The 22,976-nt window shown below is 70.2% G+C and carries 18 protein-coding genes; 14 read left to right on the top strand and 4 right to left on the bottom strand.

The genetic code is table 11. The features are described from left to right. Positions 1 to 4 precede the first annotated feature (4 nt). From ABZ215_RS00260 to nuoN, 12 genes are all read left to right on the top strand, one after another. Positions 5 to 757: an NADH-quinone oxidoreductase subunit C gene (locus ABZ215_RS00260; protein WP_020417416.1), complete on the top strand. Its 753-nt coding sequence runs from the start codon at positions 5 to 7 to the stop codon at positions 755 to 757. Continuing rightward, the gene (locus tag ABZ215_RS00265; RefSeq protein WP_020417417.1) at positions 754 to 2,136 is read left to right on the top strand and encodes an NADH-quinone oxidoreductase subunit D; all 1,383 of its coding nucleotides are present in this window, start codon (positions 754 to 756) and stop codon (positions 2,134 to 2,136) included. The genes ABZ215_RS00260 and ABZ215_RS00265 overlap by 4 nt, the downstream gene beginning before the upstream one ends. After that, positions 2,133 to 2,867 (top strand): NADH-quinone oxidoreductase subunit NuoE, encoded by a 735-nt coding sequence (gene nuoE / locus ABZ215_RS00270; RefSeq protein ID WP_354946676.1) that lies wholly within the window; start codon positions 2,133 to 2,135, stop codon positions 2,865 to 2,867. The genes ABZ215_RS00265 and nuoE overlap by 4 nt, the downstream gene beginning before the upstream one ends. Next, complete coding sequence (gene nuoF, locus ABZ215_RS00275) at positions 2,867 to 4,147, top strand: NADH-quinone oxidoreductase subunit NuoF (protein WP_020417419.1); 1,281 nt, start codon at positions 2,867 to 2,869, stop codon at positions 4,145 to 4,147. The genes nuoE and nuoF overlap by 1 nt, the downstream gene beginning before the upstream one ends. Then, positions 4,144 to 6,612, top strand: a complete 2,469-nt coding sequence (locus ABZ215_RS00280) for an NADH-quinone oxidoreductase subunit G (protein ID WP_354946678.1) — start codon at positions 4,144 to 4,146, stop codon at positions 6,610 to 6,612. Before nuoF ends, ABZ215_RS00280 begins: the two co-directional genes overlap by 4 nt. Next, positions 6,609 to 7,949: an NADH-quinone oxidoreductase subunit NuoH gene (gene nuoH / locus ABZ215_RS00285; protein WP_020417421.1), complete on the top strand. Its 1,341-nt coding sequence runs from the start codon at positions 6,609 to 6,611 to the stop codon at positions 7,947 to 7,949. The genes ABZ215_RS00280 and nuoH overlap by 4 nt, the downstream gene beginning before the upstream one ends. Further along, entirely contained in the window at positions 7,936 to 8,502 is a 567-nt protein-coding gene (nuoI, locus tag ABZ215_RS00290) for an NADH-quinone oxidoreductase subunit NuoI (protein WP_017986450.1), read from the top strand. The genes nuoH and nuoI overlap by 14 nt, the downstream gene beginning before the upstream one ends. 154 nt (positions 8,503 to 8,656) lie before the next feature. Further along, positions 8,657 to 9,454: an NADH-quinone oxidoreductase subunit J gene (locus tag ABZ215_RS00295; protein WP_020417423.1), complete on the top strand. Its 798-nt coding sequence runs from the start codon at positions 8,657 to 8,659 to the stop codon at positions 9,452 to 9,454. After that, positions 9,451 to 9,750, top strand: coding sequence for an NADH-quinone oxidoreductase subunit NuoK (nuoK, locus tag ABZ215_RS00300; protein WP_094003768.1), 300 nt, complete (start codon positions 9,451 to 9,453; stop codon positions 9,748 to 9,750). The genes ABZ215_RS00295 and nuoK overlap by 4 nt, the downstream gene beginning before the upstream one ends. Positions 9,751 to 9,760: 10 nt before the next feature. Then, positions 9,761 to 11,656 carry an NADH-quinone oxidoreductase subunit L gene (gene nuoL / locus ABZ215_RS00305; RefSeq protein ID WP_354946681.1) on the top strand — a complete coding sequence of 632 codons (1,896 nt, stop codon included), beginning with the start codon at positions 9,761 to 9,763 and terminating at the stop codon, positions 11,654 to 11,656. Continuing rightward, on the top strand, positions 11,653 to 13,203 hold the full coding sequence (locus tag ABZ215_RS00310) for an NADH-quinone oxidoreductase subunit M (RefSeq protein ID WP_354946683.1): 1,551 nt from the start codon (positions 11,653 to 11,655) through the stop codon (positions 13,201 to 13,203). Before nuoL ends, ABZ215_RS00310 begins: the two co-directional genes overlap by 4 nt. 1 nt (position 13,204) lies before the next feature. Further along, complete coding sequence (nuoN, locus tag ABZ215_RS00315) at positions 13,205 to 14,767, top strand: NADH-quinone oxidoreductase subunit NuoN (RefSeq protein WP_020417427.1); 1,563 nt, start codon at positions 13,205 to 13,207, stop codon at positions 14,765 to 14,767. A gap of 61 nt (positions 14,768 to 14,828) precedes the next feature. On the opposite strand, the gene ABZ215_RS00320 is transcribed toward nuoN, so the two are convergent. Both ABZ215_RS00320 and ABZ215_RS00325 read right to left on the bottom strand, forming a co-directional pair. Beyond that, positions 14,829 to 15,032 carry a hypothetical protein gene (locus ABZ215_RS00320; protein ID WP_354946685.1) on the bottom strand — a complete coding sequence of 68 codons (204 nt, stop codon included), beginning with the start codon at positions 15,030 to 15,032 and terminating at the stop codon, positions 14,829 to 14,831. Positions 15,033 to 15,183: 151 nt separating this feature from the next. Continuing rightward, positions 15,184 to 17,052: an MDR family MFS transporter gene (locus ABZ215_RS00325; RefSeq protein WP_354946897.1), complete on the bottom strand. Its 1,869-nt coding sequence runs from the start codon at positions 17,050 to 17,052 to the stop codon at positions 15,184 to 15,186. A 220-nt stretch (positions 17,053 to 17,272) separates the two neighbouring features. On the opposite strand from ABZ215_RS00325, the gene ABZ215_RS00330 reads away from it, so the two are divergent. Together ABZ215_RS00330 and ABZ215_RS00335 are read left to right on the top strand one after the other, a co-directional pair. Then, a complete protein-coding gene (locus ABZ215_RS00330) occupies positions 17,273 to 18,292 on the top strand; it encodes a polyprenyl synthetase family protein (protein ID WP_020417430.1) in 1,020 nt (339 codons plus the stop codon). A gap of 76 nt (positions 18,293 to 18,368) precedes the next feature. Then, positions 18,369 to 19,916 (top strand): hypothetical protein, encoded by a 1,548-nt coding sequence (locus ABZ215_RS00335; protein WP_354946687.1) that lies wholly within the window; start codon positions 18,369 to 18,371, stop codon positions 19,914 to 19,916. A 51-nt stretch (positions 19,917 to 19,967) separates the two neighbouring features. On the opposite strand, the gene ABZ215_RS00340 is transcribed toward ABZ215_RS00335, so the two are convergent. Together ABZ215_RS00340 and ABZ215_RS00345 are read right to left on the bottom strand one after the other, a co-directional pair. Beyond that, positions 19,968 to 21,032, bottom strand: a complete 1,065-nt coding sequence (locus tag ABZ215_RS00340) for a 2-oxoacid:ferredoxin oxidoreductase subunit beta (RefSeq protein ID WP_354946689.1) — start codon at positions 21,030 to 21,032, stop codon at positions 19,968 to 19,970. Further along, entirely contained in the window at positions 21,029 to 22,930 is a 1,902-nt protein-coding gene (locus ABZ215_RS00345) for a 2-oxoacid:acceptor oxidoreductase subunit alpha (protein ID WP_354946691.1), read from the bottom strand. The genes ABZ215_RS00340 and ABZ215_RS00345 overlap by 4 nt, the downstream gene beginning before the upstream one ends. Positions 22,931 to 22,976: the final 46 nt, after the last annotated feature.

Below are 22,976 nucleotides of genomic sequence, written 5' to 3' on the forward strand. Positions count from 1 at the left end.
GCTCATGACCGAGGAAAAGCCCGAACCCGGCGGGGAACAGTCCAGCGCCCAGCGCCCGGACACCGGCCTGGAGCCGCGTGGGCCGCGCCCGGCGCAGCCGATCGTCGCGGGCCGTGAGCGCCGCGGGATGTTCGGTGTCTCCGACAGCGGGGACACCTCCGGTTACGGCGGCCTGCGGCTGCCCGCCTACCTGCCGCCACCCGCGGAACGGCCCTACGGCGGCTGGTTCGACGAGTTCGCCGACCAGTTCTTCGCCGCGCTGGCCGAGAACGACGTGCCCGCCGACGCGGTGCACCAGGTGACCGTCGACCGCGGCGAGATCACGCTCTACGTCGACCGCGCGCACCTCGTCGCGATGTGCCGCATCCTGCGCGACGACGCCGGGCTGCGGTTCGAGCTGTGCAGCTCGGTGTCCGGTGTGGACTACGGGCCGGACGTGCCGCAGCGGTTGCACTCGGTCTACCACCTGACGTCGATGACCTACCGGCGGCGCATCCGGCTGGAGGTCGCCGTCGACGTCGAGGACGCGCACATCCCGTCCATCGTGGAGGTCTACCCGACGGCCGACTGGCAGGAACGCGAGGCGTGGGACCTGTTCGGCATCGTCTACGACGGCCACCCGGCCCTGACGCGGATCCTCATGCCGGACGACTGGGACGGCCACCCGCAGCGCAAGGACTACCCGCTCGGCGGGATCCCGGTGGAGTACAAGGGCGCGGAGATCCCGCCCCCCGATCAGCGGAGGTCGTACTCGTGACTACCGATCGACTCGCGGACGTCAGCACCGGCACCGACACGAGCGACGCCGGCCGCGACAGCGCCGACAGCACCGCCGAATACGCCGAATCGCGCGACACCACCGAAGGCCGCATCTACCACGTCAGCGGCGGTGACTGGGACGACGTGCTGGAGGACGCCCAGCACGACGAGCGGATCGTCATCAACATGGGCCCGCAGCACCCGTCGACGCACGGCGTGCTCCGGCTCGTGCTGGAGCTGGAGGGCGAGACCGTCACCCAGCTCCGCTCGGTCATCGGCTACCTGCACACCGGCATCGAGAAGAACTGCGAGTACCGGACCTGGACCCAGGGCGTCACGTTCGTGACGCGCATGGACTACCTGTCCCCGCTGTTCAACGAGCTGGGCTACTGCCTCGGCGTGGAGAAGCTGCTCGGCATCCGCGCGCCGCGCCGGGCCGAGCTGATCCGCGTCATGCTGTGCGAGATCAACCGCATCGGCTCGCACCTGGTCTACATCGCCACCGGCGGCATGGAGCTGGGCGCCACCACCGCGATGACCTTCGGGTTCCGCGAGCGGGAAGAGGTCCTGCACCTGCTGGAGTACCTGACCGGGCTGCGCATGAACCACGCGTTCATCCGCCCCGGCGGTGTGGCGCAGGACCTGCCGACGGACTGGAAGGAGAAGGTGAGCGAGTTCGTCAAGACGATGGACGAGCGCCTTCCCCTGTACGACAAGCTGTTCACCGGTCAGCCGATCTGGCGCAACCGGCTCAAGGGCGTCGGGTACCTGCCGGTCGACGCGTGCCTCGCGCTCGGCGTCACCGGGCCGGTGCTGCGGTCCGCGGGCCTGCCGTGGGACCTGCGCAAGATCGAGCCGTACTCGCGCTACGACGAGTTCGAGTTCGACGTGCCGACCTCGACCGAGGCCGACTGCTGGGGCCGGTACCTGTGCCGGGTCGAGGAGATGCACCAGTCGCTGCGGATCATCCGGCAGTGCCTGAAGAAGATCGAGCCGGGCCCGGTGATGGTGGAGGACCGCAAGATCGCGTGGCCCGCGCAGCTGTCGATCTCCAGCGACGGCATGGGCAACTCGCTCGAGCACGTCCGCAAGATCATGGGCCAGTCGATGGAGTCCCTGATCCACCACTTCAAGCTGGTCACCGAGGGCTTCAAGGTGCCGGCGGGCCAGGTGTACTCGCCGATCGAGTCGCCGCGCGGCGAGCTGGGCTTCCACCTCGTCTCCGACGGCGGCACCCGTCCGGTGCGGGTGCACGTGCGGGAACCGAGTTTCGTCAACCTGCAGTCCCTGCCGGCGATGTCCGAGGGCGGTCTGGTGGCGGACGTGATCGCGGCGGTCGCGTCCGTGGACCCGGTGATGGGCGGAGTGGATCGATGACTACTGCGAAGGAACTGTTCGACGCGGACACCGTGGCCAAGGCGCAGGAGCTGATGGCCCGCTACCCGCAGTCCCGGTCGGCGCTGCTGCCGATGCTGCACCTGGTCCAGTCGGTGCAGGGGTTCGTCAGCCAGGAGGGCGTGACGTTCTGCGCGCAGCAGCTGGGACTGTCCGAGGCCGAGGTCAGCGCGGTCGTCACGTTCTACACCATGTACAAGCGCAAGCCGTGCGGTGAGCACCTGGTGAGCGTGTGCACGAACACGCTGTGCGCGGCGCTGGGCGGGGACGCGATCTACCGCACCCTGCAGGAGCACCTCGGCGAGGACGGGAAACCGCTGGGGCACGAGGAAACCGCGGGCACCCCAGGCGAGCCGGGGTCGATCACGCTGGAGCACGCCGAGTGCCTGGCGGCCTGCGACCTCGCGCCGGTGCTGCAGGTCAACTACGAGTACTACGACAAGCAGACGCCGGACAGCGCGGTCGAACTGGTCGACGCCCTGCGGCGCGGCGAGAAGCCGCAGCCGACGCGCGGGGCGCCGCTGGGCGACTTCAAGAGCGCCGAGCTGCAGCTGGCCGGGTTCTTCCCGGAGGACGAGGAGACCTACCGGTCCCTGGTGGACGGACCGTCCCAGGCCCCGGAGACCCTGATGGGCGCGCGGATCGCGCAGGAGCGGGGCTGGACGGCCCCGGCCATGGCGGACGCCCCGTTGCCGGAAGTGGAGAAGAAGTAATGGCTGATCCCATCACCCCGGTGCTCACCAAACGCTGGCTGTCCCCCAACTCCTGGCGGCTGTCCACCTACGAGCAGCTGGAGGGCTACACCGCGCTGCGCAAGGCGCTGAGCGGCACGCCCGAGCAGCTCGTGCAGCTGGTCAAGGACTCGGGCCTGCGCGGCCGGGGCGGCGCGGGTTTCCCGGCCGGCGTGAAGTGGTCGTTCATGCCGCCCAACGAGGACAAGCCGCACTATCTCGTCATCAACGCCGACGAGGGCGAACCGGGAACCTGCAAGGACATCCCGCTGATGATGGCCGACCCGCACTCGCTCATCGAGGGCTGCATCATCGCCGCCTACGCGATGCGGTCGCACCACTGCTTCATCTACGTGCGCGGCGAGGCGCTGCACCCGTACCGGCGGCTCAACGCGGCGGTGCGCGAGGCCTACCGCGCCGGGTATCTCGGCAAGGACATCCTGGGCTCCGGGTTCGACCTGGACATCACGGTGCACGCCGGGGCGGGCGCGTACATCTGCGGTGAGGAAACCGCGCTGCTCGACTCGCTCGAAGGCCGCCGTGGCCAGCCGCGGCTCAAGCCGCCGTTCCCCGCGGCCGCCGGTCTCTACGCGGCGCCGACCACGGTGAACAACGTGGAGACCATCGCGAGCGTTCCGTTCATCGTCAACGGCGGCGCGGACTGGTTCCGCAAGATGGGCCGGGAGAAGTCGCCCGGCCCGAAGATCTACTCGATCTCCGGGCACGTCGAGAAGCCCGGCCAGTACGAGGCGCCGCTCGGCACGACCCTGCGTGAGCTGCTGGAACTGTGCGGCGGCATGAAGGACGGCATCCCGCTCAAGTTCTGGACGCCGGGCGGGTCGTCGACGCCGATGTTCACCGCCGAGCACCTGGACATCCCGCTCGACTTCGAGGGCGCCGCGGAGGCCGGGTCGATGCTCGGCACCACCGCGGTCCAGGTGTTCAACGAAACCGTGTCGGTGCCGTGGGCCGTGATGAAGTGGACCCAGTTCTACGAGCACGAGTCGTGCGGCAAGTGCACGCCGTGCCGCGAGGGCACGTACTGGCTGGCGCAGATCCTGGAGCGGATGGTCGACGGGCGGGGCACGGCCGAGGACATCGACACGCTGCTGGACGTCTGCGACAACATCCTCGGCCGGTCGTTCTGCGCACTCGGTGACGGCGCGGTCAGCCCGATCACCAGCGGGATCAAGTACTTCCGCGACGAATTCCTCGCCCTGTGCGAGAGCAACAAGCGCGAGTTGGTGGGAGCACAGGCATGACGATCGCGCCAGAGAACCCCAAGACCGAGACGCCGGTCCCGGAAGGTCACGTGAAGCTGACCATCGACGGCGAAGAGGTCATCGCGCCCAAGGGCGAGCTGCTGATCCGCACCGCGGAGCGGCTCGGCACCGTGATCCCGCGGTTCTGCGACCACCCGCTGCTCGACCCGGCCGGGGCCTGCCGCCAGTGCCTCGTCGAGGTCGAGATGGGCGGGCGGCCGATGCCGAAACCGCAGGCGTCGTGCACGATGACCGTCGCCGACGGGATGGTGGTCAAGACGCAGCTGACCTCGCCGGTCGCGGACAAGGCCCAGCAGGGTGTGATGGAGCTGCTGCTCATCAACCACCCGCTGGACTGCCCGGTGTGCGACAAGGGCGGCGAGTGCCCGCTGCAGAACCAGGCGATGGCCCACGGCCGCGCCGACTCGCGGTTCCGCGACACCAAGCGCACCTTCCCGAAGCCGCTGCCGATCTCCACGCAGGTGCTGCTCGACCGCGAGCGGTGCGTGCTGTGCCAGCGCTGCACGCGGTTCTCCGCGCAGATCGCCGGCGACCCGTTCATCGACCTGCTGGAGCGCGGCGCGCACCAGCAGATCGGGACGGCCGAGACGGCGGACGTGTTCGACCTCGCCTCGCGCACGTCGTCGGGAGCGCCGTTCCAGTCGTACTTCTCCGGCAACACCATCCAGATCTGCCCGGTGGGCGCGCTGACCAGCGCGCAGTACCGGTTCCGGTCGCGGCCGTTCGACCTGGTGTCCGCGCCGAGCGTGTGCGAGCACTGCTCGTCCGGCTGCGCCGAGCGCACCGACTACCGGCGCGGCAAGGTGATGCGCAAGCTCGCCGCCAACGACCCCGAGGTCAACGAGGAGTGGATCTGCGACAAGGGCCGCTTCGCGTTCCGGTACGCCACGGCGGCGGACCGGATCCGGCGGCCGCTGGTCCGCGACGCCTCCGGCGAGCTGCGGGAGGCGCCGTGGACGGAGGCGCTGCGCGTCGCCGCGGAGGGGCTGGCCAAGGCCCGCGACAGCCGCGGCGCCGCGGTGCTCGCGGGTGGCCGGCTGACGCTGGAGGACGCCTACGCCTACGCGAAGTTCGCGCGCGTCGCGTTGCGCACCAACGACGTCGACTTCCGGGCGCGGGCGCATTCGCCGGAGGAGCTGGACTTCCTCGCCGCCGAGGTGGCAGGCACGACGCCGGAGCACGGCGTCACGTTCGGCGCGATCGAGAACGCGCCGACGGTGCTGTGCGTGGCGTTCGAGCCCGAGGAGGAGGCGCCGATCGTCTTCCTCCGGCTGCGCAAGGCCGCCCGCAAGAAGCGGACCCGGGTGGTCCACTTGGGACAGTGGACGACGCCGTCGGTGCGCAAGACCTTCGGCGAGCTGCTGGCCTGCGTGCCAGGGTCGGAGGCCGCGGCGCTGGACGGGATCCCCGAGCACGCGCCGGACGTCGAGTCGGCGCTGGGCGCGGACGGCGCGGTCGTGCTGGTCGGCGAGCGGGCGGCCGAGGTGCCGGGCCTGTTCGCCGCGGTGCGGCGGCTGGCCGCGCGCACCGGCGCGAAGGTGGCCTGGATCCCGCGCCGGGCCGGCGAGCGCGGCGCGCTGGAGGCCGGTGCGGCCCCGACGCTGCTGCCCGGCGGACGGCCGGTGACCGACGAGGCCGCCCGCGCCGAGGTCGAGGCGGTGTGGGGCGTGCCCGTGCCGGCCGAACCGGGCCGCGACACCAACGACATCATCGGCGCGCTGGCAGGCGGGTACCTGTCCGGCGTGGTGGTCGGCGGCGTCGACCTGGACGACCTGCCCGACCCGGCGCTGGCGCGGCAGGCGCTGGAGCGGGCCGAGTTCGTGGTCAGCCTGGAGATGCGGGCGAGCACGGTCACCGAGCACGCCGACGTGGTCCTGCCGATCGCGCCGGTGGTCGAGAAGTCCGGCAGCTTCGTCAACTGGGAGGGCAGGCGCCGCGAGTTCGACGCGACGCTCGAAGGCACCGGCGCGCTGCCGGACTGCCGGGTCCTGGACACGCTGGCCGTGGAGATGGACGCGGACCTGTTCACCCAGACCCCGGCCGCCGCGTACGGCGACTTCGCCCGGCTGGGCACGTCGGGCGCGTCGCACGGCAGGTTCTGGGAGTCGGGCGCCGCGCGGGCCGCCGCCGAGGTCGGGCCGGGGCAGGCGCGGCTGGCGAGCTGGCGGCAGCTGCTCGACGAGGGCTCGCTGCAGGTGGACGAGCCGCACCTGGCAGGCACCGCGCGGCGCGTGGTGGCCAGGGTGTCGGCGAAGACCGCGGCGGAGCTCGGTGACGAGGTGACCGTGTCGACCGAGCGGGGCGCGATCACGCTGCCCGTCGAGGTCGCCGACCTGCCCGACGACGTCGTGTGGCTGCCCGGAAACTCCGAGGGCTCGCGGCTGCGCAGAACGCTCGCCGCCGGGCACGGGGCGGTCGTCAACATCGAGGGAGCGCGGCGATGACACCGTTTTTCGCGCAGCAGGCCGCGGATCAGATGACGCGGGCCGAGCTGCTGGCGGACGACCCGTGGTGGCTGATCCTGCTCAAGACCGTCGTGGTGCTGCTGATCGGGCCGCTCCTGACGATCTTCCTCATCGTGTGGGAGCGCAAGGCGATCGGCCGGATGCAGAACCGGCCCGGCCCGAACCGCGTCGGCCCCGGCGGCTACTTCCAGTCGCTGGCGGACGCGATCAAGCTCCCGTTCAAGGAGCAGATCATCCCGGACGGCGCGGACCGGAAGGTGTATTTCCTGGCGCCGGTGCTGTCCGCGGTGCCCGCGTTGATCGCGCTGGCCGCGATCCCGTTCGGGCCGCGGGTGTCGATCTTCGGTGAGCAGACCGTGCTGCAGCTGGTCGACCTGCCGGTCGGCGTGCTGGTGATCCTGGCCTGCTCGTCGGTCGGGGTGTACGGGATCGTGCTGGCCGGGTGGTCGTCCGGGTCGCCGTACCCGCTGCTCGGCGGGCTGCGGTCGGCGGCGCAGGTGATCTCGTACGAGATCGCGATGGGCCTGTCGATCGTCGGGGTGGTGCTGTACTCGCAGTCGATGGCGACCGGCGCGATCGTCGACGCGCAGGCCCGCGGCTGGTACTTCTACCTGCTGCTGCCGAGCTTCGTGATCTACCTGATCTCGATGGTCGGCGAGACGAACCGGGCGCCGTTCGACCTGCCGGAGGCCGAGTCGGAGCTGGTCGGCGGGTTCCACACCGAGTACTCGTCGATGAAGTTCGCGATGTTCTTCCTCGCCGAGTACGTGAACATGGTTATCGTCTCGGCGTTCGCGACGACGTTGTTCCTCGGCGGCTGGATGTTCCCGTTCGTCGGGCTGGACTCGCCGCTGAACCAGGGGTGGCTGCCGCTGATCTGGTTCGCGGTGAAGCTGTTCGCGTTGCTGTTCGGGTTCATCTGGCTGCGCGGGACGCTGCCGCGGTTCCGGTACGACCAGTTCATGAAGCTGGGCTGGAAGGTCCTGGTGCCGGCCAACCTGGTGTGGATCGTGATCATCTCGTCGATCCGCGCGATCCGGAACAACGGTGGCCTGACGACGGGCCAGATCCTGATCGGCGGTGCGGTCGTGGTGGTGGTCGCGGTGGCGATCGCGTTGCTGGTGCCGGAGAAGAAGCAGGCCGACAGCGATTCGGTGCCGGTCACCGGCGGCGGTTTCCCGTTGCCGCCGCTGGATCTGCGCGTGCCCGAGGTGCCCGAGCGGGGCGCCGGGAAGCGCCGTCGCCGGGTGGCGGGACGTACTTCGGAGCCTGCCCAGGTGGGCGCCGGGAAGGAGGGTTCCGATGGGACTGTTTGACCCCATCAAGGGTTTCGGCGTCACTTTCGGCACGATGTTCAAGAAGGTGGCGACGGAGGAGTACCCGGAGATCGGCGCCCCCGCCGCGCCCCGGTACCACGGGCGGCACCAGCTCAACCGGCACCCGGACGGGCTGGAGAAGTGCGTCGGCTGCGAGTTGTGCGCGTGGGCCTGCCCGGCGGACGCGATCTTCGTCGAGGGCGGCGACAACACCGAGGACGCCCGGTACTCGCCGGGTGAGCGGTACGGCAAGGACTACCAGATCAACTACCTGAGGTGCATCGGCTGCGGCCTGTGCGTCGAAGCCTGCCCCACCCGCTCCCTGACGATGATCAACTTCTACGAAATGGCGGACGACGACCGCCAGAAGCTGATCTGGACCAAGGAGGACCTGCTGGCGCCGCTGCTGCCGGGCATGGAGCAACCCCCGCACCCGATGCGCCTGGGCGACGACGAGCAGGACTACTACGTGCACGGCCCCGAACTGGCCCGCGGCCGCGGCATCCCGGCAGGCGAAACGGTGGAAACCTCCCGCGAGGAGGCAATCCAATGAGGACGCTGACGTTGCCGGACTTCGGTGACCAGCTGCCACATCTGACCGCACCGGGTCACACGGAGGATCTCCACAGGGTGGTGGCGGTCCGGACGACATCCTCATCCGCAAGCCTCGGCCAGGGTCCGGGGTCCGTTCGAGGGGAGGTGCGGTGATGGTGCTGGCACAGGCCGCCGAGGCGGTGTCCACCGGGGAGGCCATCGCGTTCTGGATCCTCGGTCCGATCGCCCTGCTGGGCGCCCTCGGGCTGATCTTCGCCCGCAACGCCGTCCACTCGGCGCTCTTCCTGGCCCTCACGATGTTCTCGCTGGGCATCCTCTACATGGTCCAGCAGGCGCCGTTCCTCGGGTTCACCCAGATCATCGTCTACACCGGCGCGATCATGATGCTGTTCCTGTTCGTGCTGATGCTCGTCGGGCGGGAGAGTTCCGACTCGGTCGTCGAGGTGCTGCGCGGGCAGCGCCTGTGGGGCGGCATCCTCGGCATCGGCATCGCCGGGCTGATGGCCACCGCGCTCACCCGGGCGCTCGCCAACGTCACACCGGCTCCCGCGCCGGACGGGACCGCCGGCGGGCTCGGGCGCCTCATCTTCACCGACTACCTGTTCCCGTTCGAGCTCACCTCGGCGCTGCTGATCACCGCCGCGCTCGGGGCGATGGTGCTGGCCTTCACCGAGAAACGCGGCCGCCGCACGCAGAAGGAACTCGTCGAAGCCCGGTTCCGCGGCGAGTACGAACGCATCTCGCCCAAGCCGGGGCCCGGCGTGTTCGCCACGTCCCACTCGGTCACGACCCCCGCGATCCTGCCCGACGGCACGGTCGCGCCCGAGTCGCTGTCCACCATCATCGAGTCCACGCCCACGGCGCGGCTCGAAGCCGAGCGCAAGCAGGTCGAGGGCACCGAGCCGCAGCCCGACGCCCACGCGCTCGTCGGGAAGGGTGACGAGGAATGACCCCCACCTACTACCTGCTGCTGTCGGCCCTGCTGTTCGCCATCGGCGCGGTCGGCGTGCTGGTGCGGCGCAACGCCATCGTCGTGTTCATGTGCATCGAGCTGATGCTCAACGCCGTGAACCTCTCCCTGGTCACCTTCTCCCGCATCAACGGCGGGCTCGACGGCCAGGTCATGGCGTTCTTCGTGATGGTCGTCGCCGCCGCCGAGGTCGTCGTCGGCCTGGCGATCATCATGGCCATCTTCCGCACCCGCCGCTCGGCCTCGGTCGACGACACCAACCTGCTCAAGTACTAGGAGCTCGAGAGTGATCGCATCATCGTGGCTGCTGGTCGCGTTCCCGGCCCTCGGCGCGCTCGTCCTGCTGGCCGGGGGACGGCGCACCGACCGCTGGGGTCACCTCCTCGGGTGTGCGACGGTCATCGCGTCGTTCGTGTACGGCCTGGTGCTGTTCTTCGGCAGCGACGGGCACGTGACCGACACCAGGATGTTCACCTGGATCGGCGTCGGTGACCTCCAGATCGACTTCGGACTCCGCATCGACGCGCTCTCGCTCGTCTTCATCCTGCTGATCACCGGTGTGGGCGCGCTGATCCACATCTACTCGATCGGCTACATGGCGGAGGACCGCAACCGGCGGCGATTCTTCGGGTACCTGAACCTCTTCGTGGCCTCCATGCTGGTTCTGGTGCTGGGCAACAACTTCGTGACGCTCTACCTCGGCTGGGAGGGCGTCGGCCTGGCCTCGTACCTGCTCATCGGCTGGTACTCGGACCGCCCGTCCGCGGCGACCGCCGCGAAGAAGGCGTTCCTGATGAACCGCGTCGGCGACGTCGGCCTCGCGCTCGCGATCTTCCTGATGTTCAAGTACCTCGGCACGGTCACCTACGCGGGCGTGTTCGACCGCATCGGCGACGCCCCGCCCGCCGTGATCACCGCGATCGCGATCCTGCTGCTGCTCGGCGCGTGCGGTAAGTCCGGCCAGTTCCCGCTGCAGGCATGGCTCCCGGACGCGATGGAAGGCCCCACCCCGGTGTCGGCCCTCATCCACGCGGCCACCATGGTCACCGCCGGCGTGTACCTGGTGGCGCGCGCCAACCCGATCTACAACGAGACCGAGACGGGCAGGCTGATCGTCACCCTCGTCGGCGCGATAACCCTGCTGATCGGGTGCATCATCGGCTGCGCCTACGACGACATCAAGAAGGTGCTCGCGTACTCGACGGTCAGCCAGATCGGCTACATGATGCTCGCCGTCGGGCTCGGCCCGTTCGGCTACGCGCTCGGCGTCATGCACCTCCTCACGCACGGCTTCTTCAAGGCCGGGCTGTTCCTCGGCGCCGGTTCGGTCATGCACGGCATGAACGACGAGGTCGACATGCGCAAGTTCGGCGGCCTGTACCGGCACATGCCGATCACGTTCGTCACCTTCGGGCTCGGCTACCTGGCGCTCATCGGGTTCCCCTTCCTGTCGGGCTACTTCTCCAAGGACGCGATCATCGAGGCCGCCTTCGGCCAGGAGGGCTGGCGTGGCTGGGTGTTCGGCCTCGCCGCCATGCTCGGCGCCGCGCTGACCGCCTTCTACATGACCCGCCTGATGCTGCTCACCTTCTTCGGCAAGGAACGCTGGCGGGACCTGCGCACCGCTGAGGGCAAGGAGTTCCACCCGCACGAGTCGCCGCCGGTGATGACCGCGCCGATGATCGTGCTGGCCATCGGCTCGCTCGGCGCCGGCGCGTTCTTCGCCCTCGGCGACCGCCTGTCCGAGTGGCTCGCCCCGGCGCTGGGTGAGCTCGGCGAGGCCGAGCACACCGCGATCCCGCACTCGCTGATCCCGTGGATCACGGTCGCCCTGTCCGCGCTCGGCGTGCTGCTCGCCTGGCTCGTCGTCGGGCGACGGGACACCCCGGTCGAGCGGCCGGAGAACGTCTCCGCCGTCGTCAAGGCGGCCCGCAAGGACCTGTACGGCAACGCGGTCAACGAGGCACTGGTCGCGACCCCGGGCATGTGGCTCACCCGGTTCTCGGTCTACCTCGACAGCCGTGGTGTCGACGGCGCGGTCAACGGACTGGCCGCCGCCCTCGGTGGCGGATCCGGGCGGTTGCGCAGACTGCAGACCGGCTTCGTCCGCTCGTACGCCCTGTCGATGCTGGCCGGCTCGTTCGTCCTCGTCGCCGCACTGCTGATGGTGAGGTTCTCATGACCTGGGTACTGGCCCTCATCCTCTGGCCGCTGGTCGGCGCGTGCGTCGTCACCGGGCTGCGCCGCAACGACCGGCTCGCCACCCTCGCCGCGGTGGCGTTCGCCCTCGTCGAGCTGGCGATGATCATCCCGACGTGGGCGACCTACGAACCGAACGGCGCCCGCCTGCAGCACACCAGCTCGATGGACTGGATCCCGAGCTTCGGCGTGCACATCTCCTTCGGCATCGACGGCATCGCGCTGGTGATGATCGCCGTGATCGCGTTCCTGGTGCCGATCGTCATCGGCGCACTGGGCGCGGCGGACAAGCTGCCGCAGGACCGCAGCGCGGGTGGTTTTCTCGCGTTGATCCTGGTGCAGGAGGCCATCACCATCGCGGTGTTCGCCGCGACCGACGTGTTCCTGTTCTACGTGCTGTTCGAGATCATGCTGATCCCGATGTACTTCCTCATCGGCGGCTACGGCGGCGCGAACCGGCAGTACGCGGCGGTCAAGTTCTTCCTGTACTCCTTCCTCGGCGGTCTGATCATGCTGGCCTCGGCGATCGGGGCCTACTCGCTCGCCGCCGACGAGCTGGGCAACGGCACCTTCGACTGGGCGACGCTGGTCACGGTGGTCCGGGACGCGCCGGCGAGCACCCAGATCTGGCTGTTCCTCGGGTTCTTCCTCGCGTTCGCCATCAAGGCGCCGCTCGTGCCGTTCCACACCTGGCTGCCCGACGCCGCCGGCGAGGCGCCCATCGGCGTCGCCGTGCTGCTGGTCGGCGTGCTGGACAAGGTCGGCACGTTCGGGTTCCTGCGCTACTGCCTGCCGATGTTCCCGGAAGCCAGCAAGGACCTGGCACCGCTGGTGCTGGTGCTGGCGGTGATCGGCGTGCTCTACGGCTCGATCCTCGCCGCCGGGCAACAGGACATGAAACGGTTCGTCGCCTACGTCTCGATCGCGCACTTCGGGTTCATCGCGCTGGGCATCTTCGCCTTCACCCAGCAGGCCGGGGTCGGCGCGGTGACCTACATGCTCAACCACAGCCTCGCGACCGGCATGCTGATCGTGGTGCTGGGCCTGGTGATCGCGCGCGGCGGCTCCACGCGGATCTCCGACTACGGCGGCATGTTCAAGCTGACGCCGCTGCTCGGCGGGATGCTGCTCATCGCCGGTCTGTCCACTTTGTCCCTCCCGGGTACCAACTCGTTCGTCAGTGAGTTCCTGGTGCTGCTGGGCGCTTTCGCGACCCAGCCGGTGTACGCGATCCTCGCCACCGTCGGCATGGTGCTCGCCGCGGCCTACGTGCTGTGGCTGTACCAGCGCCTGATGACCGGCCCGGTGCGGGGGACCGCGCTGGTCGGCGCCGGGGGCGGCCCGGGCACCGCGATCGCCCCCGAGCTGGGCGCCCGCAAGACGATCCGGGACCTGGGCGGCCGGGAGCTGGCGATCCTGGTGCCCATGGTGGTGCTGATCATCGGGCTCGGCTTCTACCCCCAACCCGTGCTGGACACGGTGACCCCGTCGGTCGACGCGACGCTTTCCGCACTCAACGGAGGCCAGTGAAATGCTCGGGATTCTGGCCCAGCAAGGGCAAATCTCCGCACCGGAGATCGCGTACGACGCGATCCTGCCGGTGCTGATCGTGCTCGGCGCGGCGTGCGTCAGCGTGTTGTTCGAGGCGTTCCTGCCCCGGCACATGCGGTGGCCGTCGCAGGTGCTGCTCAGCCTGACCGGTCTGGCCGCCGCCGGTGTCGCGCTGGCCGTGTACGTCAGCGGTTCGCCGGTCAAGGGCCTGACCACCCTCAGCGGCGCCGTGTCGGTGGACAAGCCCGCCCTGTTCCTGTGGGGCACGCTCCTCGCTCTCGCGCTGCCCGCGATCCTGCTGATCGCGGACCGCTCGGTCGAGCCGGGTGGCGCCTTCGTCGCGCAGGCCGCGATCCGGCCGGGCACCGTGCAGGACCGGGCCCAGGTCGGCTCGACGGGCATGCAGACCGAGGTCTTCCCGCTGGCGCTGTTCGCGCTGGGCGGGATGATGACGTTCTGCGCGGCCAACGACCTGCTCACCATGTTCATCGCGCTCGAGGTGCTGAGCCTGCCGCTGTACCTGATGTGCGGCCTGGCCCGGCGCCGGCGCCTGCTGTCGCAAGAGGCGGCGGTCAAGTACTTCCTCCTCGGGGCCTTCTCGTCGGCGTTCTTCCTCTACGGTCTGGCGCTGCTCTACGGCTACGCGGGCTCGGTCAAGCTGGCCGACATCGCGGGCGCCGCGGCCGGCTCGGACCGGTCGGACATGCTGTTGTTCGCGGGCATGGGCCTCCTCGTGGTCGGGTTGCTGTTCAAGGGTTCGGTCGGCCCGTTCCACACCTGGACGCCGGACGTCTACCAGGGCGCGCCGACCCCGGTCACCGGGTTCATGGCGGCCTGCACCAAGGTCGCCGCGTTCGGCGGCATCCTGCGGGTGCTGACCGTCGGGTTCGAGTCGACCAGCTGGGAGTGGCGCGGCGTGCTGTGGGCCGTCGCGATCATCTCCATGGCGATCGGCGCCGTGCTCGGCCTGACCCAGACCGACGTCAAGCGCATGATCGCCTACTCGTCCGTCGCGCACGCCGGCTTCCTGCTCGTCGGCACGCTCGCGATGACCGATCAGGGCCTGTCCGGGACCCTGTTCTACCTGCTGGCCTATGGCTTCACGACGCTCGCCGCGTTCGGCGTGGTCTCGCTCGTGCGTGACGCCAAGGGCGAGGCCACGCACCTGTCGGCGTGGGCAGGCCTGGCCAAGCGGTCGCCCGTGCTGGCCGGGGTGTTCACCTTCCTCCTGCTCGCTCTGGCCGGGATCCCGCTCACCAGCGGGTTCGTCGGCAAGTTCGTCGTGTTCTCGGCGGCGCTGCGGGACGGCATGGCGCCGCTGGTGGTGATCGCGCTGGTGTTCAGCGCCGTCGCGGCGTTCTTCTACCTGCGGGTGGTCGTGCTCATGTACTTCTCCAAGCCGGCTCCCGAGGGCCCGACCGTGACGGTGCCTGGCGCGTTCACCACGGCGGCGATCACGCTCGGCGTGATCATCACCCTGCTGCTCGGCGTCGCCCCCGCCTTCGCCCTCGACTGGGCGGGAGCGGGCGCCTTCGCCTTCTGACGACCGCGCCACCCGAAGTGCCCTCCGCCCGCCAGGGCGGGGGGCACTTTCGCGTCCGGGGTCAGGTCGGATCGAGCGCGCGCACCACGTCGGGATAGGCACACGCGTGCCGGTGCACGTCGCCGCACCGGCAGGGCTGCTCGCGCGCCAGCCGCATCAGCTTGCGCAGGTGCCGCTGGGCGAGCCCGCGCTCGCGCGCCTCGGCCATGACGGGCCGGAGGGCCTGGTTGCGGGTGCGGCGGCCGGGGAGGGTCTGCTCGGTCATTTCTCGAGGCTCCTTTCGGAAGGGATGTCTCGAGCATGCCCGGTGTGGCGGCGGAGTGGGAAACAGAACGGGATTCTGTGGATGGCTGAGGGCGATGTGGACAAGTCGCGCCGTTTCGCCGGTGTGGCGCCGTTTTTGTCGGTCGGGTGTGCTAGCCGACCGGCGTCGCGTGCCTGCCCGACGGCGTCAGCGCTCGGCTGTTGCTGATCAGCTGCGTCGCGATCTCGTCCACGCAGGCCGTGAAATCCCGGCCCGCCGCTGCCTCCGAGCCCGTCACGTTGTCCAGCACCCACAACCGCCACGCGCCGACCAGCCGGGCGAACGTGTCGCTGCCGTGCCCGGTGAACGTGAAGTGCCCGTCGGCCTCGGCGAGCTGCCCGGCCGCCACCAGCTGCCGCGCGGTGGGTTCGAAGATGCCCGCCGGAACACCTGTCTGCACGGCGATTTCCTGCAGGGTGGCGTCGCCGTCGTCGACGCTGTTGCGGTAGATCTGCGCGATCAGCCACGCCTGCGCGTAGCTCAGCGGCACGCCGGAGTGGGCCAGGATCTCCGGCCCCGGATCGGTCTTCTGCTTCGACCACACCGTCGCCACGACCTTCTCCAGCTCCTGCCGCGAATCCCCGGAGCCCGGCACCGCGAAGCCCTCGCCGACCCCGCTGTTGCCCGACGCCAGCGCCTTCGACGTGTCCCGCAGCGGAACCTCCTTGAGGAACAACGCGACCACCAGCGCGAGCAACCCGATCGGCGAGGCGATCAGGAACATCGTCCCGATGGCGTCCACATAGGACTCCGTGGACGGCTGCGGTGGCAGGTTGTTCGCGTAGATGGAGCCGAACACCGCGACCCCGAAGGAACTCCCCAGAGTGCGCAGGAAACTCACGCCGGACGTCGCCACCCCGAGGTCGGCGTAGTCCGCGGTGTTCTGCACGACGATCGTGGGCACCTGCATGGTGCAGCCGAGCCCGAGGCCCAGCACGACCATGTACGCCGAGGTGACCCAGAAGCTCGTGGTGGCGTCCAGGTGCGACAGCAGGTACAGCCCCAGCGCCAGCACGAGCGAACCGGCGATCGGGAAGACCCGGTACCGCCCGGTGCGGCTGATCATCACGCCGCTGACCAGCGAGGTGATCATGATCCCGACCACCAGCGGCAGCATCCGCAGTCCGGACTCGGTCGCGCTCGCGCCCTGCACGCGCTGCAGGTACGTCGGCAGGTAGGTGATGCCGCCGAGCATCGCGAACCCGACGACGAAGCTCAGGATGCCCGCCACCGAGAACACGCGGCCGCGGAACAGCCGCATCGGCAGCATCGGCTCCGCGGCCCGCAGCTCGACCAGCACGAACGCCACCAGCAGCACGACCGAGCCGACGGCCATCGTGATGATCACCGGCGACGCCCAGGGGTACTCGGTGCCGCCCCAGCTGGTCACCAGGGTCAGCCCGGTCGAGGCGAGCGCGATGAGGACGATGCCGAGGTAGTCGATGCGTGGTTTCACCGCCGACTTGACCGTGGGCAGCGCGAACAACGCCACGAGGACCACCAGCACCCCGAGCGGCACGTTCACGTAGAACGCCCACCGCCAGCTCAGGTGGTCCACGAACAGGCCGCCGAGCAGCGGCCCGGCCACCGTCGAGACGCCGAACACCGCCCCGATCGCGCCCTGGTACTTGCCGCGTTCGCGCAGCGGCACGACGTCGGCGATGACCGCGGCCGAGGTCACCATCAACCCGCCCGCGCCGAGGCCCTGCAGCGCGCGGAACGCGACGAGCATGGCCATCGAGTCGGCCCACCCGCACAGGAACGACCCGGCGAGGAACAGGACCACGCTGGCCAGGAACGCCCGCTTGCGCCCGTACAGGTCGCCGAACTTGCCGATCAGCACCGTCATGATCGTCTCGGCGAGCAGGTACGACGTGACCACCCACGACAGGTGGTTCGCGCCGCCGAGGTCCGCCACGATGGTGGGCAGGGCGGTGGACACGATCGTCTGGTCCAGCGCCGCCAGCAGCATCCCGAGCATGATCGCCGCGACGATGGTGTTCTGCGCCCTCCTGCTGGTCACTTCGCGAACGTTAGTGCTGGTCAGAAGGGCCTGCGGGGCAGCTCACCCGATGGTGTGGGCACCCGTTGTCACGCGCATCACCAGGGTGGTTCGCAGAGGGCCCACGAACACCCCGGGTGCAGCCATTACGCTGGTGAGGACCGGTCAGTGAAGTGCGGAGAGGGCGGACAACGTGTCAGTGCGGCACCGGGGTAGCACGATCGAGGAGCTGCGCGGGAGCGTGGGCCTGCGGATCGCCGACGAGCAGCTGCTGCGCACGCTGGCCGCTGGACTGGACGACGTCGAAAAGCTGCTGCGCGACACCGCGCGCAGCGAGGTGCAGGCCGTCCACGACGCCGCGTCGCACCTGGTCGAGGCGGGTGGCAAACGTTTTCGCCCGCTGATGACCCTGCTGGCGGGTGAGTTCGGCGAAGGCAACCACTCCGACGTCGTGATCGCCGCGGCGGCCGTCGAGCTGGTCCACCTGGCCACCCTGTACCACGACGACGTGATGGACGAGGCGACGATGCGGCGCGGCGCGCCCAGCGTCAACGCCCGCTGGACCAACAGCATCGCGATCCTCACCGGCGACTTCCTGTTCGCGCACGCCTCCCGGCTGGTGTCCGACCTGGGCACCGACGCCGCCCGCATCCTCGCCGAGACGTTCAGCGAACTGGTCACCGGCCAGATGCGGGAGACCGTCGGGCCGGGCGAGGGCGAGGACCCGGTCGACCACTACCTCACCGTCATCGCGCAGAAGACCGGCTCGCTGATCGCCACCTCCGGCCGGTTCGGCGCCATGGTCTCCGGCGCCAAGCCGGACGCGATCCGGGCGATGCAGCGGTTCGGCGAGATCATCGGCACCGCGTTCCAGATCTCCGACGACATCATCGACATCGCCTCGCCGTCGCACGAGTCCGGCAAGACGCCGGGCACCGACCTGCGGGAAGGCGTGCGCACGCTGCCGATGCTGTACGCGCTGGCCGACCCGGACACCGACCCGCGGCTGGTCGAGCTGCTGGCGGGTCCGATCACCGACGACGAGCTGGTCGAGGAGGCCCTGACCCTGCTGCGGGCATCCACCGGGCTGGACCGCGCCATGGTCACCCTGTCGGACTACGCTCAGCGGGCGAGGACGGAGCTGGCCCCCCTGCCGGCCGGGCCCGCGAGGGACGCGTGCGAGTCCGTCGCGGACTACCTCGTCGCGCGGACCAGGTAGATCGCGCGTCATGCGTGAGCCGCTGCGGCGTCACTGTGAGTGGTAACCGCGCGGTAGGAAAGGAAGGGCAGCACGGATGTCCATTTTCGGACAGGTCTGGCTGTGGAGCGCGGCGGCATTCGTGGTCGGGGTGCTGCTGACCTGGTTGTTCCTGGCCCGGCCCGCTCAGGCGAGAAGCCGGCACCTGGAGCGCAGACTCCTCGCCGCGCAGAGCGCGCCCGCCGCGCAGCCGACCCGCACGATCGAGCGGGACCCGGTGTCCGCGCCGGTCGCGCGGAAGGAACCGATCGCCGCGGAGACGCCCGAGGCGGAGGAGCAGCACGCCACGCCGTCCTGGCTGGAGCGCGACAGCCTCGCCGGACGGTCGCCCGGGTACCAGCCGGGCTCCGAGATCGACGACGATTCGCTGTTCGAGCCGGAGGAGCCGCAGGCCGACGCGACGACGGTCTTCGACGCGTTCGGCCGCGAGCGGGACGACGCCGCCGAGCGGGGTGCGCTGCACGTGGGCGACGCGGGGCTCGGCCGGGAGCAGGTCGCGGGGTACGGGCGTGAAGAGGCTGAGCGCGGCGCGCTGTTCGAGCCGGGCGAGGCCGGGTACGAGCGGGAGTCGCGCCACGGGCAGGGCGATGCTGCCTACGGCCGCGAAGAGGCTGAGCGCGGCGCGCTGTTCGAGCCGGCCGAGGCCGGGTACGAGCAGGAGTCGCGCCATGGGCAGGGCGACGCCGCTGGGTATGTGGCTGAGCAGGACCAAGCCGGGGCCGAGCGGGAGCCGCGCCACGGGCAGGGCGGCGGCCAGGTTGCTGCACAGGATGACGCCGGGGCTGGGCGGAAGCCGCGCCATGGGCAAGAGGAGCCGCCTGCCGGCCGGGGTTCGCTGTTCGAGCAGGATCAGGCTGGGCAGTCCGGGTTCGACCAGGCCGGGCAGGCCGCGTTCGAGCAGGAGCGGCCTGCCGGGTCGTTGTTCCAGCGGGACGAGTCGCCCGCGGAGGCGACCACGTTGTTCCAGCCGGATCCGGCTCTTCGGGGTGAGGAGCGCCAGGCGGTCCGGGGTGAGGAGCGCGGCTCGCTGTTCGGGCGGGAGCGGGCTCCGGAGCCGGAGCGCGGGTCGCTGTTCGACCCCGACCACGCGCCCGAACCGGCGCGCGCGGAGGAGTCGGCCTTCACGCCGTTCGCCGCGCCGGAGCCCGAGCCGCCGGCCTACGCGTTCGAGGACCAGCCGCAGCCCCCGGCCGAGGAGACGGCCACCGAGACCACCCAGGTCCTGCCCAAGCGGCAGCCGCGGCGGTCGGCGCACGCCTTCGACCCGCCGAAGCCGGTCCAGCCGTCCATGCGGACCGTCGAGCGGCGCGAGCCCCGGCCCGAGGAGGGCGGCCGCAGCGGCTCCCTGTTCGAGCCGACCCCGCGCACGCGCGCGGACGGTTCGGTGCCGCCGGGCCCGTTCGGCCCCGGCTCGGCGATGCCGCGGCCCGGCGGTGGGAAGCCGTCCGAGGAGTTCACGGTCAAGGCCAGCGTCACCGCGCTGCGCTACTGCACCGAGGACTCGCCGCAGTACGACCGCATGATCGCCGAGGTGTGGTTCCGCACCGCCGACGACGCCGAGCGGGTCGGGTTCCGGCCGCTCTGAACCAACAAAGAAGCCCCGCACGAACGATTCGTGCGGGGCTTCTTCGTGCGGTCAGTCGACCGTCCAGGTGTCCTTGCCCGTCAGCAGCGCCTGCAGGTCGGCCGGCTTCGCGGAGCGGGCCTGCTCGACCTGGGCGCGGGCCTGGTCGTCGTAGGTGGGACGAGAGACCTGGCGGAAGATGCCCGTCGGCGTGTGGTTGAGGTGCTGGTCGCCGATGCGGGACAACCCGAAGGCGTACGCGGTGTCCTCGATGGCCGGGTCGTGGACGATCAGCTCGGATTCGCCGACCTCCGCCACCTTGGCGATCTCGAACCCGCCCCAGCGGTTGGGCACCACGCCGTACTCGGCCTCCGGGCCGAAGCGGATCGGCTCGCCCGCCCGCAGCGGGATGATCCGGTGCGCGGCCTCGTCCTTGTCCTTCAGGACATCGAACGCGCCGTCGTTGAAGATCGGGCAGTTCTGGTAGATCTCCACCAGCGCCGAGCCGCGGTGCTGGGCCGCCGCGGTGAGCACCTCGGTCAGGCCCTTCTTGTCGGAGTCCAGCGCCCGGCCGACGAAGGTGGCCTCCGCGCCCAGCGCCAGCGAGATCGGGTTGAACGGCGTGTCCACCGAACCCATCGGGGTCGACTTGGTGATCGTGCCCGGATCGGACGTCGGCGAGTACTGGCCCTTCGTCAGGCCGTAGATCCGGTTGTTGAACAGCAGGATCTTGATGTTGACGTTGCGGCGCAGCGCGTGGATCAGGTGGTTGCCGCCGATGGACAGCGCGTCGCCGTCACCGGTGACCACCCACACCGACAGGTCCGGCCGCGTGGTCGCCAGCCCGGTCGCGATCGCCGGCGCGCGGCCGTGGATCGAGTGCATCCCGTAGGTGTTGAGGTAGTACGGGAACCGCGACGAGCAGCCGATGCCGGAGACGAACACGATGTTCTCGCGCTTCAACCCGAGCGTGGGCAGGAACGACTGCACCGTGTTGAGCACGACGTAGTCCCCGCAGCCCGGGCACCAGCGCACTTCCTGGTCGGACTTGAAGTCCTTCGCCTTCTGGGTCTCGTCCGTGGTCGGCACCAGGTCCAGACCGCCCAGGGTGGGCAGGCCCAAGTCGGTGGCGGTCATCGGGTCAGCGCTCCTTCGATGATGTCGGTGAAGACGTGCTGGAGTTCCTCGGCCTTGAACGGCAGGCCGGCGACCTTCGTGTAGGAGTGCACGTCCACGAGGTACTTGGCGCGCAGCAGCAGGGCGAGCTGCCCCAGGTTCATCTCCGGCACGACCACGCGGTCGTAGCGGGCCAGTACCTCGCCCAGGTTCTTCGGGAACGGGTTCAGGTGCCGCAGGTGCGCCTGCGCGATCGGCATGCCCTGCTTGCGCACGCGGCGGGCCGCGGCGCCGATCGGGCCGAACGTCGACCCCCAGCCGAGCGCCAGCACCCGCGCCTCGCCGGACGGGTCGTCGACCTCCAGGTCCGGCACGTCGACGCCGTCGATCTTGGCCTGCCGCAGCCGGACCATGTGGTCGTGGTTGTCCGGGTCGTAGGAGATGTTGCCCTTGCCGTCCTGCTTCTCCAGACCACCGATGCGGTGCTCCAGACCCGGCGTGCCGGGCACGGCCCACGCGCGGGCCAGCGTCTCCGGGTCGCGCACGTACGGCCAGAACTCGCCGGACCCGTCGGCCGCGTTCGGCTCCGACGCGAACTCCACCGACAGATCGGGCAGGTCCTCGACGTTCGGGATCAGCCACGGCTCCGAGCCGTTGGCGTTCGCGCCGTCGGACAGGATCATCACCGGCGTCCGGTACTTCAACGCGATCCGCACCGCCTCGATGGCCGCCGCGAAGCAGTCGCCGGGGGACTGCGGCGCGATGACTGGCAGCGGCGATTCGCTGTTGCGGCCGAACATCGCCTGCAGCAGGTCGGCCTGCTCGGTCTTGGTCGGCAGACCGGTCGACGGGCCGCCGCGCTGCACGTCGATCACGACCAGCGGCAGCTCCAGCATCACGCCGAGGCCGATGGTCTCCGACTTCAGCGCCACCCCGGGCCCGGACGTCGAGGTCACGCCGAGCGCACCGCCGTAGGAGGCGCCCAGCGCGGCGCCGATGCCGGCGATCTCGTCCTCGGCCTGGAAGGTCAGCACGCCGAAGTTCTTGTGCCGGGACAGCTCGTGCAGGATGTCCGAGGCCGGCGTGATCGGGTACGTGCCCAGCAGGACCGGCAGCCCGGCGCGCTGCCCGGCGGCGACGATGCCGTAGGCGAGCGCCGTGTTGCCGGTGATCTGCCGGTAGGTGCCCTTGTCCAGCTTCGCCGGCGCCACCTCGTAGGTGGTGGCGAACGACTCGGTGGTCTCGCCGTAGTTCCAGCCCGCGCGGAAGGCCAGGATGTTGGCCTCGGCGATGTCCGGCTTCTTGGCGAACTTCTCGCGCAGGAACGCCTCGGTGCCCTCGGTCGGCCGGTGGTACATCCACGACAGCAGCCCGAGCGCGAACATGTTCTTGCACCGCTCGGCGTCCTTCTTGCCCAGCCCGGTGCCCTCCAGCGCGCCCTGGGTCAGGGTCGACATGGCGACCTTGTGCACCTGGAACGCCGACAGCGTGTCGTCGGACAGCGGGTCGCTGTCGTAGCCGACCTTGGTGAGGTTGCGCTTGGTGAACTCGTCGGTGTTGACGATGATCGTGCCGCCGTTGGGCACGTCGCGCAGGTTGGCCTTGAGCGCGGCGGGGTTCATCACGACGAGGACGTCCGGCCGGTCGCCGGGGGTGAGGATGTCGTAGTCGGCGAAGTGCACCTGGAACGACGAGACACCCGGGATGGTGCCCTGTGGCGCCCGGATCTCGGCGGGGAAGTTCGGCAGGGTGGCCAGGTCGTTGCCGAAGGCCGCGGCCTCCGAGGTGAAGCGGTCGCCGGTGAGCTGCATACCGTCGCCGGAGTCACCCGCGAACCGGATGACCACGCGGTCCAGCTTGGCGACTTCAGTGGGCCGGCTCGCCGACAGCACACCGTTGCCGTTCGTGCTCGTGCTCATGGGTCAGAGAATCCCTCTCTCCCGACAGGCCGCGTCCTCGTGGGCC

The organism is Amycolatopsis sp. NPDC006131 (assembly GCF_040614175.1).
Lineage (GTDB): Bacteria > Actinomycetota > Actinomycetes > Mycobacteriales > Pseudonocardiaceae > Amycolatopsis_E > Amycolatopsis_E tucumanensis.